This window comes from Sphingomonas sp. Leaf34 (assembly GCF_001421805.1).
In the GTDB taxonomy this organism is placed as follows: Bacteria; Pseudomonadota; Alphaproteobacteria; order Sphingomonadales; family Sphingomonadaceae; genus Sphingomonas.
In genome coordinates this window covers 639,738-655,689 of record NZ_LMLC01000005.1, presented here as the reverse complement: position 1 = coordinate 655,689, position 15,952 = coordinate 639,738, and the positions used below count along the sequence as shown (strand labels likewise).

Here is a 15,952-nt window from a genome sequence, read left to right as displayed (position 1 = left end):
GTTCAAATCCTGTCCCCGCAACCACTATACCAAATAGCCCCAGTCCAGCCGGACAGGGGCTTTTTTGCGTTCTGAACCCCCACTGCGTTCGACAACTGCGGTATTCGCTACGGTCGGCCGACCGCTGGGTTGGGACAGCGCACCTTCGCGATTCCCTGGATTTGTCCACTTCACCGGCGGCGACCGGGTCCTGATGTTATCCGCGTCAGGCTCTCCGGGGCGTCCGGCGCTTTACGCCCATTATGTCCAAGGCGTGGCTATAAACCGCTCGACCGCAAGCCCGAGGGCCGCATCATGGAGCTGGACCCGTCGGTGGCGGGCGCTTGGCTGTGTTACCTCGACTCGCTTCGCGATCCTTCTGAGTCATTCGCTCGTGGCGACGTCCTGCGTCATGTCAGATGCATAAGCTGCGAGCGTCTCGAGCCGTGCCCCTGTCGATGGCAGCATGAGAGGTGACCGATAGCTTGCCCCCCTGCCACCTCTAGGGCGCTTGCCGCCCATCAACACACGGTTCGGTAGCGCTGAGTTAGTGAGGGGCCTCGATGCGGCGCTGCGGCTGCTGTCCGGTTGTTGGACGGGTTCGGGAGAGGTTCCAGTATCAAGCTCTCAGGCTGAGCCTTGCGCGATAGGACAGCCAGCTGGCCAATGCGCCCCGGAGTCCGCTGCGACAGGCGCGGCATGAGAAGGTGATCGCGTAAAGGGTCGCTCGGTACCGCAATGAGAATCCATGTTCTTGAACGAGCAAGGCCGCGGGCGTTGGGATAGGGGGGGCGGAAATCGGCGAACAGCGCCCCGAGAGGCCGCGGCGTGACGGGGGGTGTCCAGGATGGTCTCTGCGACGGCCTCGACGGTGTGTCGGGGGGCGTGAAGCGCCTGAGGGCGGATGTAGGCGCGTGCGGGTCTGGAGGCGGTCGGGGCGGTTTCCCGTCGAGCCTGTCCAACGTTTCCCGGCGGAGGTCGATGGTCAGCCATACGCCACGGGCAGCTTTGGCCATGGCGTCGCCGAAGCGGGCAAACGGGATCCCGTCCGTATCGGTTATTCTCACCCTCAGGGGCGGTAGGTGGCATGCTTCGTCGGTCAACAACCTAAAGGCCCGACTGGAGCCTGAGGTGGCCTGAGGGCCGCCGACGATCATGGAGCCTAATCAGCGCCATAGCCCGAAGAGAGCCACCGCTTGACCGCTTCCCACACCCCAACAGGCTGCGGGGGTTCGCTGCCGGGGCTTTCAGGGCCGTTGGAGCGGTGAACACGCCTTTCGTCCTGTCGGCGGATGTCGGTCGCAATGAGCCATTGAAGGGCGGTCCATCCGAAGTAGACGATGGCGGCTACCACAATCCAGCCAAGCGGTAGTCCGCGTCCCGTATGATCCAGCGTAGGTAACTCGCCCACGATCTTCCTCCCGATCACACCGACACTAGGGCGCAGTTCTTGCCGACCTCCTGATGGTCGAGCCCTCACGCGTGCAGCTTTGCACCTTAGCAGTGGTTCGATGGCCTCCGTATACGCTTTCAAAGAGGGGTTTTCTTTCGGGCACCCGTAGGCCACCATCGGGAATACACGGGAAACTCGCGGACATGAAGAAACGCCTAGTGGCCTTGGGGGCCTTCACGATCGCGACCGGCGCCCAGGCGGAGGATTTCGGAGAACTCAGGATCGGAATGAGCCAAACGCGAACTGTCGCCGAGCTGGACCGATACGGCAAGGCCACGGTTCGTCCGCTTAACATCAAGGATGGCGATACGCTGGCCTATAACGACCGCTACAACGTCACGATTTGCAGAGGCCGGGTGATTGGGATCACACATTCTCTCCAGCCGACCTTTGCGACCTTTACCCGCGAAGTCCGCGTGGCTGCGGCGGAGAGAGGCGGCCAAGGGGCCTGGGTGTCCGACAGCCGAGAGGGCAAGCCGACGATCTCGATGGTTCGGGTGTCGTGGTCCGCGACGGCCCCAGACAGAAACTATAGTATCGGGTACTGGGAGGTCGATGGGGCGCCGCTAGTGTCCGAGTCCTTGGGAAGTGGACGGCCCTGCACGCCTTAACGCGAGCGTGTATTGAGCCTGCGGGATGTCATCATTCGTCCGTCCTCGGTTGCACACGGCTCAGATCGAGACCTTCGAACCGGGACTGGTCGATCGCAAAGCCTAGCGGGCTCAGGTCGCCGTAGCCTTCCCCTGCCGTATTGTCGGACAGCTTGTGGCCCTGGATGGCCTGCCATGTCTCAATCTGGGCGTCATGGAAGGCGCGGACGTAGCTGGTGAACTCGGGGCCCTCCCGGTCGACCAAGAAGCCGTGAAGCTTCGCGTGATCGAACGCCGGTCCGCTCCACTGGCTGAGGATTGTCTCCATGTCCCCGAGAGCGCGAAGCTGAAGCGCGTCCGTCAGGTCCGCCCGGCAATTCTCCTCCAGTCGCTGGCGAGCCTCCAGTTTCTTTTCGAGGGGGCGAGCGGTCCACCGTACTTCCTGTTCTAGTTTCAGGTCGTCGGCTTTGAAGGCGGTCACGAGGTAGGCGGTCAGGTCCGGTGTGAGCGCGTCGACCGTCCCTGTAACCTCCCGGCCCTCTACGGCCTGGACGGCGAGGGCATGGCGCACGTCCGCTTCGAAGTGCTCGATGGCTTGGTCGTACAGTCGGAACGCTTCCGGCGTCATATAACGCTTGGCCCGCAAGGGGACCTTCAGCTCCCGCTGTCCGGCTTTCGGAAGAAAAGTTCGGATGGCTTAGGGGTAGGCGCGACGGAAAATGAGGCGGCCTGTTGGTTCTTCTCGAACCCAATCGAGCGACTTGCCCCTGACGGAGTTTGTCCCATTCCCTGTACCGGATTTGGGAGCGTAACTCACGAAAATGTGGACTTTTATCGTCGTCTCAACCCCTGGCGGGGAAGATGGTGCCCGGAAGAGGACTCGAACCTCCACGACCTTGCGATCGCCAGCACCTGAAGCTGGTGCGTCTACCAATTCCGCCATCCGGGCACGGGGTAGGAGGGCGCCTCTAGGGGAGGGTACGGATGCTTGTCAACACGCCTCTTGCTGGGGCAAGGGGTTATTCGCGATTGGACAGGCGAAACAAAGTGGACGGACGGGCGATGAACGACAAACTGGTGACGCTGATCGGGGGTGGCGGTTTCGTCGGCCGCTATGTCGCGCAGGCGCTGCTGGCGACGGGCGCGCGCGTCCGTATCGCGCAGCGCGATCCGCGACAGGCGTTCTTCCTGAAACCGCTCGGCGGGCTCGGGCAGACGCAGTTCGTCGGCGCCGACGTCACCAAGCCCGAGACGATCGCGCATGCGGTGCACGGTTCGGACGTGGTGGTGAACCTGGTCGGCGTGCTCGCCGGCGATTTCCAGCGCGTCCAGGCACTCGGCGCGCAGACCGTCGCCGAGGCCGCAGCCAAGGCGGGCGTCGGCGCGCTGGTGCACGTCTCGGCGATCGGCGCGGATCCGGAGTCCGCGTCGGCCTATGGCAAGTCGAAGGGGCAGGGCGAGGCGGCGGTGCTGAACGCGTTCCCCACCGCGACGATCCTGCGGCCGTCGATCGTGTTCGGTCAGGAAGACCAGTTCGTGAACCGCTTCGCCGGGATGATCGCCAAGGCGCCGGTCGTGCCGGTGCTGCGCGCGGGGGCGAAGTTCCAGCCGGTGTTCGTCGGCAACGTCGCCGATGCGATCGTCGCGGCGGCATCCGACCCCGAGACGTTCGGCGGGCAGACGCTCGAGCTCGGCGGGCCCGATATCATCACGATGGGCAATTTGATCCGCTGGATCGCCAAGACGATCGGTCGCGATCCCTCGATCGTCGAGCTGCCGGACTTTGCCGGCGCGCTGATCGCCAGGGCGGGTTTCCTGCCGGGCGCCCCGATCACCAAGGATCAGTGGACGATGCTGCAGAGCGACAACGTCGTCACGGGTACCGACGGCCTTGCGGCGTTCGGGATCGAGGCGACGCCGCTGTCGACGGTCGCGCCGGGCTGGCTGGTCCGCTTCCGCAAGGCCGGGCGGTTCGGGCGTCGCGCCGAAACGCGCGCGGATACCGGGACGGCCTGACCTTTTCGCGCTAAGGCCCTGCCGATCCACCGACCCCGACCGCCCGGAGCTTTTGCTTGACCGATCTTCTCACCGTCATTCTCCTCGGCATCGTCGAGGGGATCACCGAATTCCTGCCCGTGTCGTCGACCGGGCACCTGATCCTCGCGACGCGGCTGCTCGGCTATGATGCGGGGCGCTGGGAGGTGTTCAACGTCGTCATCCAGCTCGGCGCGATCCTCGCGATCGTCGTGCTCTACTGGCGGACGTTCTGGGCGGTCGGCATGGGGCTGATCAAGCGCGAGCCGAAATCCTGGTTGTTCCTGCGCAACCTGGTCGTCGCGTTCATCCCGGCTGCGGTGATCGGCCTCGCATTCCACAAATATATCGAGGCGCTGCTCGGCAATGCCGAGGTGGTCGCGATCGCGCTGGTCGTGGGCGGGTTCGCGATCCTCGCGGTCGAGCGGTTCGCGCCGCGCAGCGACATCAGCGGCGTTGCGGACATTCCGCTGAAGACCGTGGTCGGCATCGGTTTCCTCCAGTGTCTGGCGATGGTGCCGGGCGTCAGCCGCTCGGGCGCGACGATACTCGGCGCGCTGGCGCTGGGCGTCGAGCGGCGGACGGCGGCGGAGTTCAGCTTCTTCCTCGCGATCCCTACGATGCTCGGCGCGAGCGCGCTCGAGATTCTCAAGAACCGCGACGCGATCGCGAGCGGCGGCGGGGTCGGGCTGGGCGCGATCGCGATCGGCGCTGCGGTCTCGTTTATCGTCGCGCTTCTGGTGGTGAAATGGTTCGTCGGCATCGTCACCAAGCATGGCTTCGTTCCGTTCGCGCTCTACCGCGTCGTTGCCGGCTCGGCCGCGCTGATCTGGCTGCTGACCAAGTAAGTCCGATATGGAACTAAAAGCTGTAGTTAAGAATGGTTCGCGCGCAATCGTGCCCGGAATGACGATTTATACGACAGTATAACTGACTCATATGCCGATTTAGTCGTGACAAGCCTCCGCACGCGCAATAACGCGGCTGTCGGAGGCTATCATGGCGAACGATTCGATGCTCAAATTTGTCGGCCGGGAGCAATCCTATCCCGACAAGCGCACCGCGGACGAGCGGGCCGACGATTTCCGCGAAATCGCGCAGCGTTACGCGGTCGAGCCCGCCGAGGAGCAGGCCGGGCGCTGCTCGCAATGCGGCGTGCCCTATTGTTCGGTCCATTGCCCGCTGCACAACCATATCCCGGACTGGCTCCGGCTGACCGCCGAGGGGCGGCTGCGCGAGGCGTATGAGCTGAGCAACGCGACCTCGACGATGCCCGAGATCTGCGGTCGGATCTGCCCGCAGGATCGGCTGTGCGAAGGCAATTGCGTCATCGAATTCACGGGCCACGGTGCGGTCACGATCGGCTCGGTCGAGAAGTTCATCACCGATACTGCCTGGGAGAATGGCTGGGTCGAGCCGCTCGTCCCCGGCCGCCCACGCGGCCAGTCAGTCGGCGTGATCGGTGCGGGGCCCGCCGGGCTGACCGCAGCCGAATATCTGCGCGGGCATGGCTATGACGTGCACGTCTATGACCGCTACGATCGCGCCGGCGGGTTGCTCACCTATGGCATCCCCGGTTTCAAGCTCGAAAAGCCGATCGTCATGCGCCGCGTCGAGCGCCTCAAGGCCGCGGGCATCGTGTTTCACGAGGGCTTCGCAGTTGGTCATGACGCGAGCCTCGACGATCTGCGCCAGCGCCACGATGCGATCCTGGTCGCGACCGGCGTTTACAAGGCGCGCGCGATGGACCTGCCCGGTGGCGGGGCCAACGGCGTGGTCGCGGCGCTCGACTTCCTCGTCGCGTCGAACCGCAAGGGCTTCGGCGACGCGGTCCCCGCGTTCGACGACGGCAGCCTGAATGCCGAGGGCAAGGATGTCGTCGTGATCGGCGGCGGCGACACCGCGATGGACTGCGTCCGCACCGCGATCCGCCAGGGCGCGAAGTCGGTGAAGTGCCTCTATCGCCGCGACCGCGCGAACATGCCGGGCTCGCAGCGCGAGGTCGCCAACGCCGAGGAAGAGGGCGTCGAGTTCGTCTGGCTCTCGGGCCCGCAGAGCTTCGACGGCGGCGATGCCGTGTCGAGCGTCAAGGTACGCAAGATGCGTCTCGGCGCACCCGATGCGAGCGGACGCCGCACGCCCGAACCCGATCCCGCTGGCGATTATTCGGTGAACGCGGATCTCGTCATCAAGGCGCTGGGCTTCGACGCCGAGGATCTGCCGACCTTGTTCGCGACGCCCGAGCTCGGCGTGAGCCGCTGGGGCACCGTGCTGGTCGACGGCAAGACGCTGATGACCTCGCTCGACGGCGTGTTCGCGGCGGGCGACATCGTCCGCGGGGCAAGCCTGGTCGTCTGGGCGATCCGCGACGGCCGAGACGTTGCCGCGACAATGCACAAATGGCTGAGGACCAAGGCGGCCAACGCGAAGGTGGCGGCATGAGCAACGAACAGGGGTCTCCGATGATCGATCAACGCGCCCGCCTCGCGGCTGAAGGCATGTACCGTCCCGACTATGAGGGCGATGCGTGCGGCGTCGGGCTCGTCGCCGCCACCGATGGCCGCGCGTCGCGCCGCGTGGTGCAGTCCGCGGTCGATGCGCTGAAGGCAGTGTGGCACCGCGGCGCGGTCGATGCGGACGGCAAGACCGGCGATGGCGCCGGGCTTCACATCGACCTCCCGCTGCGCTTCTTCGACGATGCGGTCGCCGCGTCGGGGCACAAGGTCCGCCCGAACCGGCTTGCGGTCGGCATGATCTTCCTGCCGCGGACCGATCTGGGCGCGCAGGAGGATTGCCGGACGATCGTCGAGAGCGCGATCATCGAGGCGGGCTATACCATCTATGGCTGGCGCCAGGTGCCCGTCGACGTGTCGGTGATCGGCCAGAAGGCGCAGGCGACGCGTCCCGAGATCGAGCAGATCATGATCGCCGGGCCGATGCCCGACGAGCAAGACGCCGCCGAATTCGAAAAGACGCTCTATCTGGTCCGCCGGCGGATCGAGAAGCGCGTGATCGCGGCGCAGATCCAGGGCTTCTACATCTGTTCGCTGTCGTGCCGGTCGATCATCTACAAGGGGCTGTTCCTCGCCGAATCGCTGTCGGTGTTCTACCCCGATCTGTGCGACCAGCGGTTCGAGAGCCGCGTCGCGATCTTCCACCAGCGCTATTCGACCAACACCTTCCCGCAATGGTGGCTGGCGCAACCGTTCCGCTGCCTCGCGCATAACGGCGAGATCAACACGATCCGCGGCAACAAGAACTGGATGCTCAGCCACGAGATCCGGATGGCGAGCCTCGCGTTCGGCGACAATTCGGAGGACATCAAGCCGGTGATCCCGGCGGGCGCGTCCGATACCGCGGCGCTCGATGCGGTGTTCGAGGCGATCTGTCGCTCGGGGCGCGATGCGCCGACCGCCAAGCTGATGCTGGTGCCCGAGGCTGCGGCGCCCGACATGCCGCCCGAGCACCGCGCGATGTACCAGTATCTCGCCTCCGTGATGGAGCCGTGGGACGGCCCCGCGGCGCTGGCGATGACCGATGGCCGCTGGGCGGTCGCCGGCATGGATCGCAATGCGCTGCGTCCGCTGCGCTATACGCTGACGTCGGACGGTCTGCTGATCGTCGGGTCGGAGAGCGGCATGGTCGTCGTGCCTGAATCGACGATCGTCGCGAAGGGGCGGCTCGGGCCGGGCGAGATGATCGCGGTCGACCTCGACGAGGGCGTCCTGTTGCAGGACCGCGCGGTGAAGGATCGCATTTCGGGCGAGGCGGATTACGCCGCGATGATCGGCGAATTCCACACGCTCGCCGACCTGCCGTCGGTCGAGGATGCGGTCGTGCGCTACGACCGCGCCGAGCTCGCACGCCGCCAGATCGCGGCGGGGCAGACGATGGAGGACATGGAGCTGATCCTGTCGCCGATGGTCGAATCGGCCAAGGAGGCGATTGGATCGATGGGCGACGACACGCCGCTGGCCGTGATTTCGGACAAGCCGCGCCTCATCAGCCAGTTCTTCCGCCAGAACTTCAGTCAGGTGACCAACCCGCCGATCGATCCGTTGCGCGAGCGGCACGTGATGTCGCTGAAGACGCGGTTCGGCAATCTCGCCAACATCCTGGACGTGCGGGACCAGCGCGAGCGCGTGCTGGTGCTCGATTCGCCGGTGCTGACGGGCGAGCACTGGTCGCGGCTGAAGGCACATTTCGGCAGCGCGGTCGCCGAGATCGACTGCACGTTCGAGGTCGGCGGCGGCCCGGAGAAGCTGCGTGCGGCGATCCAGCGGATCCGCAACGAGGCGGAACAAGCGGTCCGTCAGGGCAAGAGCGAGATATTCCTCACCGACGAAGCCATCAGCGAAGACCGCGTCGGCATTGCCGGCGTGCTCGCAGTGGCCGCGGTGCATACGCATCTCGTCCGTCGCGGGCTGCGTTCCTACGCGTCGATCAACGTGCGGACCGCCGAATGCCTCGACACGCATTATTATGCGGTGCTGATCGGCGTCGGTGCGACCACCGTGAACGCGTATCTGGCCGAGGCCGCGATCGTCGATCGCCAGTCGCGTGGGCTGTTCGGTGACCTCGACCTCGCCGAATGCCTCCGTCGCCACCGCGTCGCGGTCGAGGAGGGGCTGCTGAAGATCATGTCGAAGATGGGCATCGCGGTCATCTCGTCCTACCGCGGCGGCTACAACTTCGAAGCGGTCGGACTGTCGCGCAGCCTGGTCAACGACCTGTTCCCCGGCATGCCCGCCAAGATCAGCGGCGAGGGCTACAAGTCGCTCCACGTCAACGCGACCGACCGTCACGAAGCGGCGTTCGATCCGGCGGTGGCGACTCTGCCGATCGGCGGCTTCTATCGCCAGCGCCACACCGGCGAGACGCACGCGTATTCGGCGCAGCTGATGCACCTGCTCCAGACCGCGGTCGCGACCGACAGCTATACGAGCTACCTGCAATTCTCGCGCGGCGTGTCGGACCTGCCGCCGGTGTACCTGCGCGATCTGCTCCAGTTCAACTTCCCCGCGGAAGGCGTTCCGGTCGACCAGGTCGAGGCGATCACCGAGATTCGCAAGCGGTTCGTGACGCCGGGCATGTCGCTCGGCGCGCTCAGCCCGGAGGCGCACGAGACGCTGGCGATCGCGATGAACCGGATCGGCGCGAAGGCGGTGTCGGGCGAGGGCGGCGAGGACAAGGCGCGCTTCGTGCCCTACGCGAACGGCGACAATGCCAACTCGACGATCAAGCAGATCGCGAGCGGGCGGTTCGGCGTCACCGCGGAATATCTGAACGCGTGCGAGGAGATCGAGGTCAAGGTCGCACAGGGCGCCAAGCCCGGCGAGGGCGGCCAGCTGCCCGGCTTCAAGGTCACCGAGTTCATCGCCAAGCTGCGCCATGCGACGCCGGGGGTGACTCTGATCTCACCGCCGCCGCATCACGACATCTACTCGATCGAGGATCTGGCGCAGCTGATCTACGATCTGAAGCAGATCAACCCGCGCGCGCGCGTCTGCGTGAAGCTCGTCTCGTCGGCGGGTATCGGCACGGTCGCGGCGGGGGTGGCGAAGGCGCATGCCGACGTGATCCTGATCGCCGGCCATGTCGGCGGCACCGGCGCGAGCCCGCAAACCTCGATCAAATATGCCGGCACGCCGTGGGAGATGGGGCTGTCGGAGGTCAACCAGGTGCTGACGCTCAACGGCCTGCGCGGTCGCGTCCGGCTGCGCACCGATGGCGGGCTGAAGACCGGGCGCGACATCGTGATCGCGGCGATCCTTGGTGCCGAGGAATATGGCATCGGTACGCTGAGCCTCGTGGCGATGGGTTGCATCATGGTGCGCCAGTGCCACTCGAACACGTGCCCGGTCGGGATCTGCACGCAGAACGACGCGCTGCGGCAGAAGTTCGTCGGCACGCCCGAGAAGGTGATCAACCTGATGACGTTCATCGCCGAGGAGGTCCGCGACATCCTCGCGCGGCTCGGCGTGAAGAGCCTCGACGACGTGATCGGGCGGACCGAATTGCTGCGGCAGGTGAGCCGCGGGGCGGAGCATCTCGACGATCTGGACCTCAATCCGATCCTGGCGAAGGTCGATGCGGACGATTCGCAGCGGCGGTTCTCGCTGTCGACGTGGCGCAACGAAGTGCCCGACAGCCTCGACGCGCAGATCATCAAGGATGCCGCCGCGGTGTTCTCGCGCGGGGAGAAGATGCAGCTGACCTACTCGGTGCGCAACACGCACCGCGCGGTGGGGACTCGGCTGTCGAGCGAGATCACGCGGAAATTCGGGATGTCGACGCTGGCCGACGATCACGTCACGATCCGGTTGCGCGGCTCGGCCGGGCAGTCGCTGGGGGCGTTCCTGTGCAAGGGGATCACGCTCGAGGTGTTTGGCGATTCGAACGACTATGTCGGCAAGGGGCTGTCGGGGGGGACGATCATCGTCCGGCCCGCGGTGAGCTCGCCGCTCGCGAGCCAGGACAATACGATCATCGGCAACACAGTGCTGTACGGCGCGACGAGCGGCCGGCTGTTCGCGGCGGGGCAGGCGGGCGAGCGGTTCGCGGTGCGCAACTCGGGCGCGATGGTGGTCGTCGAGGGCTGCGGCGCGAACGGGTGCGAATATATGACCGGCGGCATCGCGGTGGTGCTGGGCAAGGTCGGCGCGAACTTCGGCGCGGGAATGACCGGCGGGATGGCGTTCATCTACGATCCCGAGGGCGCGTTCGAGAAGCGCGCGAACCCCGAGAACATCACCTGGGACCGGGTGCGGGCGCTCCACTGGGCGGACGTGCTGCTCGACCTCGTGCGCGACCATGCCGATACCACCGACAGCAAATGGTCGAAGGGCCTGCTCGAGGACTGGGACCGGGTGGCGCCGCATTTCTGGCAGATCGTGCCCAAGGAAATGCTGACGCGGCTGAGCCATCCCCTGGACGACAGCGCGCAATTGGTCGCGGCGGAATAGGCGCGTCCGAGCATCTTCCGCCCTGTGATGGGACACGCCGGTTTCACTCACCGATAGTGGCGTGTCCCATTGCAACCCTGCGCGCATAGCCTTGCAGATCGCCGGCGCCACCGCCGGGCAGCGATCGCGACGCCTCGCCCGGTGCCGAACACGCGCAGGACTTTACGGCGTTGCCGGCACCGGCCTCATCGAATGGCCCAGGCCCGGGTCCGTGCGCACTAGCCGCTGTTGCGCAGCGCGGTGGCGATCGCGTTGATCGACAGGAGGATGCCTTCGCCGATGCGGGGGTCGTCCTCGCCGGCGCGGCGGCGTTTGATGAGTTCGATCTGGAGGAGGTTGAGCGGCTCGATATAGGGGAGGCGGAGGCGGATCGAGGCGTCGAGCGCGGGGTGCTTTTCGAGCAGGCGCGACTGGCCGGTGACCTGCAAGAGCCCGTCATGCGTCTGGTGCCAGCCGTCGCGGATCGTCGTGAAGATCGCGCGGAGTCTGTCGTCCTCGACCAGTCCCGCATAGCGTTCGGCGATGCCGATGTCGGACTTGGCGAGCACCATTTCGAGGTTGGCGAGCGCGGAGGCGAAGAGCGGCCAGCCTTGCGCCATGTCCTTCAGCAGCGCCTTGTCCTCGAAGCCGGCGATCGCGCGGCCGACGCCGTACCAGCCGGGGAGCATGACGCGCGCCTGCGCCCAGCTGAAGACCCAGGGGATCGCGCGGAGGTCTTCGATCCGGTCGGACTTGGTGCGGCTGGCGGGACGGCTGCCGATCTTGAGCCCGGCGATCTCGGCGATCGGCGTCATCTGGCGGAAGAAGGTGCGGAAGCCCTCCGTCCCGTAGACGAGGTCGCGGTAGCTGTGGAACGCGGTGGCGCTGAGCGTATCCATCGCCGCGGAGAAGCTGGCATTGTCCGCGTTGGAGAGACGTTCGGGTTCGAGGCTGGCGAGCAGCGTGGCCGAGGCGATCGCCTCAAGATTGGTCATCGCGGCGTCGCGCGTGCCGTATTTGGCGGCGATCACTTCGCCCTGTTCGGTGATGCGGATGCGGCCCTGGACGGTGCCTGGCGGCTGCGCGCGGATCGCGCGGAACGCCGAGCCGCCGCCGCGCCCGACAGCGCCGCCGCGGCCGTGGAACAGCTGCATGCCGACACCCGCCGCCGCGAAGACGGGTTTGAGCGCGGTCGAGGCTTTCGACAGCTGCCAGGTGGAGGTGAGATACCCGCCGTCCTTGTTGCTGTCGGAATAGCCGATCATCACTTCCTGATGGCCGCGCGCGGTCGAGATGGTCGCGATTTCCGGCAGCGCGAACCACGCGGTCATGACGCCGGGGGCGGCCTCGAGATCGCCGATCGTCTCGAACAGCGGGACCGCCATGATCGCGGCGGTCGGGGTTTCGGCTCCCATCGAAGTATTACTTTGATGGGACCCTGTACCGCCGGGGCGGTAGAGGCCGACTTCCTTGAGCAGCAGATTGACCTCGAGCAGGTCGCTGACCGACTGCGCCATCGAGACGATGTAGTTGGTGATGCAGGCGGGGCCGTAGGCGGCATGCGCGTCGGCGGCGGCCTGGACGATCGCGAGTTCGCCTGCGGTTTCCTCGGTATAGTCGGCAAAGCGCGAGGTGAGCGGACGCGCGTTGGCGAGTTCGCGCCGGAGCAGCGCGACGCGCGCGTCTTCGTCGAGCGCGAGGTAATCGTCTTCGACGCCGGCGACGTTCAGCAGTTCGGCGACGACGCGTTCGTGGACGGCGCTGTTCTGGCGGAGGTCGAGCGTGGCGAGGTGGAAGCCGAATGTCTCGACCGCGCGGATCAGCCGGCCGAGCGCGCCGCCGGTCTTGAGCGCGGAGCCGAGGCCGTGCGCGAGCGTGACGAGATCGGCGCGGAAGTCGGCGGGGCTGGCATAGGGTTCGCCGGTGAGACGGCCGGGGCGCGGCGACGGCTTGCTGGTCAGCGTCTCGTGCGTTGCGGCGAGGCGCGCGTAAATCCCCGAGAGCGCGCGGCGATAGGGTTCGTCGCTGCGGCTGGCGGCGTCGTCGCCGCTGGCGTCGGCGAGCGCCTGCACCGCGGCGTCGGCGGGGGCGTGTTCGGTCGAGATCGACAGCTCGGCGCCAAGCGCGTGGACCGCCTCGCAATAATAGCCAAGCACGGCTTCGCTCGCCTTCGACAGCGCGGTGCGAAGCGAGTCGGCGGTGACATAGGGGTTGCCGTCGCGGTCGCCGCCGATCCAGCTGCCGGGGCGCAGGAAGCTGGGCGTGCGTTCGCCGAGTGCGCGGTCCCAACGCTGGTAGAGCGCGGGGAGTGCGGGGAGGAACACGTCGCGCAGGTAGCTGAGCGCGGTGTCGACCTCGTCGGTGACGTAGAGGCGGTCGCGGCGCAGGACGCGCGTTTGCCACAGCAGCGCGATCTGGCGAAGGATGGCGTCGTCGACGCTGTCGCCATCGGGCGTCGTGTCGCGGCCGAGATCGCGCAGGCCCATCAGTTCGGCGATGCGGTTGCGGTGGTCGATCATGCTCTTGCGGCGGACCTCGGTCGGGTGCGCGGTGAGCACGGGCGCGATCAGCGCGTGGTCGAGTAGCGTGCGGATCTGGGCTCGGTCGATCCCCTCGGATTCGAGCTGGGCGATCGCGGAGGCGAGATCGGCGCCGTCCTCGGCGGCGATGCCCTGGCGGTCCTCGGCAAGATTGGCGAGCATCGAGAACAGCATGAAGCCGCGGACGAAATCCAGCGTCTCGTCGAGACTGAGCTTTTCGAGGCTGAGATCGACCGCGCCATCGTCCCCGGCTTTGCCTTCGGAGGCGTCGCGGTGGCGTTCGACCGAGGCCTTGCGGATCGTCTCGGTGGCCTCGAACAATCGCTCTCCGCCATAGGCGCGGATGACGTCGCCGAGCAGTTTGCCGAGGAAGCGGATGTCGGAATTGTTCGCGATTGCGGGAAGGCTAGCCATGATGCCCTGCTGCGCTGCGGCAGGGATCAGGTCAACCTCGGACGGTAGATTTGTAGTGCAGACGTGCCGTCGTGCGAAAGATAATTTCGATTATTGGCGCTTGCGCGACTCCGCACGCTCTTCCGACGTGACGGTGCCGTCACGGTTGAGGTCCATCCGGTCGAACCAGGCGAGCGTGCCTTCGCTCCACTCGATCGCGGTGATGACGCCGTCCTTGTTCCGGTCGAACGCCTTGATCCGCGCGTTGGGCGAGGGCAGTTCGTCCTTGGTGACGCGATCGTCGGCGTTGCGATCGAGCGTGCGAAAGCGGCGTTCCATGCTGGCGCCGAAGTCGAGCCGCGAGGTCACCGAGGGGGGCACGAAGCCGACCGCGTTGGCGTCGGCCTGCGCGCGCTGCTCGTCCTTGTTGCCGCACGCGGACACGGACAATACCGTCGCGGCGAGCGCGATCACCAGTTTCACTTGCATAGTATCTCCCGACGTCTCGAAAAGCCGTTACGCTTCCAGTTCAACGTCCCAATACAGCCAGTCGTGCCATGTGTCGTGCAGGTAGTTGGGCGGGAAGCTGCGGCCGTGTTCCTGCAAGTGCCAGTTGGTCGGGCGGATCGCCTCGATATGGAGCGGCATCGCCGCCTGTTTGGGCGTGCGCCCGCCTTTCTTGAGGTTGCAGGGCGAGCAGGCGGTGACGACGTTCTCCCACGTGGTACGACCGCCTTGCGCGCGGGGGATGACATGGTCGAAGGTGAGATCGCGCAGCTTGCCGCAATATTGGCAGGTGAACTTGTCGCGCAGGAACAGGTTGAAGCGGGTGAAGGCGGGAAATTGCGACGGTCGGACGAACTGCTTGAGCGCGATCACCGAGGGCAGCTTCAGCGCGAAATTGGCGCTGCGCACTTCGCGTTCATAGGTGGCGACGATGTCGACGCGATCGAGGAAGACAGCCTTGACCGCGGTTTGCCACGGCCAGACGCTGAGCGGATAGTAAGAGAGCGGCGTATAATCGGCATTGAGCACGAGCGCCGGACAACCATCCGGATGACGCATCAGATCGGGGTGAAACACGGCTCCTCCCACTCAGGCTTCGCAGACCGCCCTATGGACGACAGCGATGACATCGCCATGACAGCACGGCGCGTAGCGGTTGGTCAAGCGTGGTGAGCGACAGGTCGGTCGTCACGCGGTTCGCGCCGAGCCCGACGGGGCGGCTGCACCTGGGGCATGCGGCGTCGGCGATCCGCGCGCATGATTTTGCTCGCGCGCGGGGCGGGCGGTTCGTGGTGCGGATCGAGGATATCGACGGGACGCGGAGTCGACCCGAGTTCGTCGACGGGATTTTCGAGGACCTGGCGTGGCTCGGGTTGCGGTGGGACTCGCTGATGGTGCAGTCGGCGCGGCTGGCGACCTATGATGCGGCGCTTGAGGGACTGAAGGCGCGCGCGCTGGTCTATCCGTGTTTCTGTACGCGGGCGGAGATCGCGGCGAGTGCGTCCGCGCCGCAGGGAGCGGTCGGGCCGGCCTATCCAGGGATCTGCCGCGGGCTGTCCGCGGCGGCAATCGCGGCGCGGACCGGGCCGTGCTGCTGGCGGCTGGATATGGCGAAGGCGCTGACAGAGGTGGGGGCAGGAGTGGAGGCGCTGACATGGCATGATTCTACCGCCGGGACGGTCGTCGCCGATCCGCTGGCGCAGGGCGACGTCGTGCTGGCGCGCAAGGATGCGCCGGCGAGCTATCATCTCGCGGTCACGCTCGACGATGCCGCGCAAGGCGTCACGGACGTGGTGCGCGGCGTCGACCTGTTTGCGGCGACGCATGTCCACCGGGTGTTGCAGGCGCTGCTGGGGTTGCCGGTGCCGGCCTATCATCATCATCCGCTGGTGGTGGATTCGGCGGGGCGACGGCTCGCCAAGCGCGATGGCGCGCGGGCGCTGGCGGAGATGCGGGCGGCGGGGGAAGACGGGGCGGCGTTGGCGGCGCGGGTGCGCGCCGGCGGGGGATGAT

10 protein-coding genes and 1 tRNA gene are annotated in these 15,952 nt (G+C 66.5%); 6 read left to right on the top strand and 5 right to left on the bottom strand.

All coding sequences use genetic code 11. The annotated features are described in order from the left end of the window. Nucleotides 1–1,575 precede the first annotated feature (1,575 nt). A complete protein-coding gene (locus ASF00_RS17410) occupies nt 1,576–2,043 on the top strand; it encodes a hypothetical protein (RefSeq protein WP_055882294.1) in 468 nt (155 codons plus the stop codon). 31 nt (nt 2,044–2,074) lie between these two features. Here the strand turns inward: ASF00_RS17410 and ASF00_RS17405 are convergent, their stop codons facing one another. After that, nucleotides 2,075–2,650, bottom strand: a complete 576-nt coding sequence (locus ASF00_RS17405) for a hypothetical protein (RefSeq protein WP_055882291.1) — start codon at nt 2,648–2,650, stop codon at nt 2,075–2,077. Between the two features lie 234 nt (nt 2,651–2,884). After that, nucleotides 2,885–2,971, bottom strand: a tRNA-Leu gene (locus ASF00_RS17400). A 113-nt stretch (nt 2,972–3,084) separates the two neighbouring features. Between ASF00_RS17400 and ASF00_RS17395 the strand changes: the two genes are divergently transcribed. From ASF00_RS17395 to gltB, 4 genes are all read left to right on the top strand, one after another. Beyond that, complete coding sequence (locus tag ASF00_RS17395) at nt 3,085–4,038, top strand: complex I NDUFA9 subunit family protein (RefSeq protein WP_055882288.1); 954 nt, start codon at nt 3,085–3,087, stop codon at nt 4,036–4,038. A gap of 56 nt (nt 4,039–4,094) precedes the next feature. Continuing rightward, the gene (locus ASF00_RS17390; protein WP_055882284.1) at nt 4,095–4,904 is read left to right on the top strand and encodes an undecaprenyl-diphosphate phosphatase; all 810 of its coding nucleotides are present in this window, start codon (nt 4,095–4,097) and stop codon (nt 4,902–4,904) included. Nucleotides 4,905–5,055: 151 nt separating this feature from the next. Then, nucleotides 5,056–6,498, top strand: a complete 1,443-nt coding sequence (locus ASF00_RS17385; RefSeq protein WP_055882281.1) for an NAD(P)-dependent oxidoreductase — start codon at nt 5,056–5,058, stop codon at nt 6,496–6,498. Between the two features lie 20 nt (nt 6,499–6,518). Then, complete coding sequence (gene gltB / locus ASF00_RS17380) at nt 6,519–11,021, top strand: glutamate synthase large subunit (RefSeq protein WP_200910559.1); 4,503 nt, start codon at nt 6,519–6,521, stop codon at nt 11,019–11,021. Nucleotides 11,022–11,239: 218 nt separating this feature from the next. Here the strand turns inward: gltB and ppc are convergent, their stop codons facing one another. The 3 genes from ppc to ASF00_RS17365 form a co-directional block, all read right to left on the bottom strand. Further along, the gene (ppc, locus tag ASF00_RS17375) at nt 11,240–13,954 is read right to left on the bottom strand and encodes a phosphoenolpyruvate carboxylase (RefSeq protein ID WP_055882278.1); all 2,715 of its coding nucleotides are present in this window, start codon (nt 13,952–13,954) and stop codon (nt 11,240–11,242) included. A gap of 90 nt (nt 13,955–14,044) precedes the next feature. Continuing rightward, nucleotides 14,045–14,422 carry an EF-hand domain-containing protein gene (locus ASF00_RS17370; RefSeq protein WP_055882274.1) on the bottom strand — a complete coding sequence of 126 codons (378 nt, stop codon included), beginning with the start codon at nt 14,420–14,422 and terminating at the stop codon, nt 14,045–14,047. 27 nt (nt 14,423–14,449) lie between these two features. Next, on the bottom strand, nt 14,450–15,016 hold the full coding sequence (locus tag ASF00_RS17365; RefSeq protein WP_055882270.1) for an HNH endonuclease: 567 nt from the start codon (nt 15,014–15,016) through the stop codon (nt 14,450–14,452). A gap of 92 nt (nt 15,017–15,108) precedes the next feature. Between ASF00_RS17365 and gluQRS the strand changes: the two genes are divergently transcribed. After that, complete coding sequence (gene gluQRS, locus ASF00_RS17360) at nt 15,109–15,951, top strand: tRNA glutamyl-Q(34) synthetase GluQRS (protein WP_055882266.1); 843 nt, start codon at nt 15,109–15,111, stop codon at nt 15,949–15,951. Nucleotide 15,952: the final 1 nt, after the last annotated feature.

Excerpts from the sequence above, each read along its gene's own strand:
- ASF00_RS17385 (WP_055882281.1), top strand. The coding sequence starts at position 5,056 with ATGGCGAACGATTCGATGCTCAAATTTGTCGGCCGGGAGCAATCCTAT.
- ASF00_RS17395 (WP_055882288.1), top strand. The coding sequence starts at position 3,085 with ATGAACGACAAACTGGTGACGCTGATCGGGGGTGGCGGTTTCGTCGGC.
- ppc (WP_055882278.1), bottom strand. The coding sequence starts at position 13,954 with ATGGCTAGCCTTCCCGCAATCGCGAACAATTCCGACATCCGCTTCCTC.
- ASF00_RS17370 (WP_055882274.1), bottom strand. The coding sequence starts at position 14,422 with ATGCAAGTGAAACTGGTGATCGCGCTCGCCGCGACGGTATTGTCCGTG.
- ASF00_RS17410 (WP_055882294.1), top strand. The coding sequence starts at position 1,576 with ATGAAGAAACGCCTAGTGGCCTTGGGGGCCTTCACGATCGCGACCGGC.
- ASF00_RS17405 (WP_055882291.1), bottom strand. The coding sequence starts at position 2,650 with ATGACGCCGGAAGCGTTCCGACTGTACGACCAAGCCATCGAGCACTTC.
- gltB (WP_200910559.1), top strand. The coding sequence starts at position 6,519 with ATGATCGATCAACGCGCCCGCCTCGCGGCTGAAGGCATGTACCGTCCC.